Source organism: Mesorhizobium sp. M7A.F.Ca.US.002.01.1.1 (assembly GCF_004022955.1).
Lineage (GTDB): Bacteria > Pseudomonadota > Alphaproteobacteria > Rhizobiales > Rhizobiaceae > Mesorhizobium > Mesorhizobium ciceri.
The window spans coordinates 1-951 of record NZ_RZQE01000948.1; the positions used below are offsets into that span (position 1 = coordinate 1).

Here is a 951-nt window from a genome sequence, read left to right on the forward strand (position 1 = left end):
TGGCGGCGACCTCTTCACATGCCGATCGCCCAGACGATAGGCTGCCTCAATATTTCCTGCCAATGCGGCCCGCCGCATCCACGCCTCGCCGGCGGCGATATCTTGACCTGCAAGGCCACCCTCGATGAGCGCCAATCCCAACCGGAATTGGGCTGAGGGCAAGCCTTTCTCCGCGGCAAGCTGATACAGTCGCGCGGCTGCCGGTCGATCAGCTGGCATGCCGCGTCCATGCTCAGTCAGGACCCCAAGAAGGTAGATTGCGGTTGGCAGACCGGCGTCGGCAGCGCGTCGAACCTCGGCGGCAACTTTGGCCGTCTGCGCAGGCTGCCCGCGCCGGGCGAGGGAAAGAGCAAGGCCCAGGCATCCCTCAGGGCAGCCGGCTGCCGCAGACTTCTCATACCAGCCATGCGCCGCATCCAGGTCCCGCATCGCTTCGGGGCCTCTGCTAAGGATATAGGCGAGAATTGCCTGCCCGGTTGCGGAGCCAGCTTCGGCTGCCTTTTTCGCGAGCCCGAACGCTGCCGCGAATTCCGGCTCCCGCGAGGAATCCCGTTCGAACAAGCTTTGCGATTCCAAGCCATTGCCGTCGGGCTCCTGCGCCGCCAGTCCAGCCACGTAAAGCGCGGCGAGGAGCGACTGGGCATCGGGGCTGCCGTGATCGGCCGCTCGCCGCAGCCAACGCGCGCCTTCCGACCGGCTTGGCGGCACACCCAAACCTTCGAGATAGCAACGAGCGACGCGGTATTCGGCCTCGACAATCCCGGCGCGTGCCGCAATTGCCAGCAGCGGAAAGGCTTCTAAAGGCTTGCCGCTGTCAGAAAGCTGGATCGCCCGGCGCAATACCAGCGCTGGTGGACCGTAAGCAGTCAGGCGGTCAAGGATTGCCATCGATGCGAGAACGCATACCTCCGTTTGTCGCGCACGGCGCCCGAGCCTATGGCTCCCTCATCG

The 951-nt window shown here is 65.1% G+C and carries 1 protein-coding gene; it reads right to left on the bottom strand.

Annotated elements, in window-relative coordinates:
• Positions 1-888, bottom strand: an 888-nt coding sequence (locus EN932_RS36950; RefSeq protein WP_164890881.1) for a tetratricopeptide repeat protein, incomplete at its 3' end; no start/stop codon positions are given.
• Between the last annotated feature and the right edge of the window lie 63 nt (positions 889-951).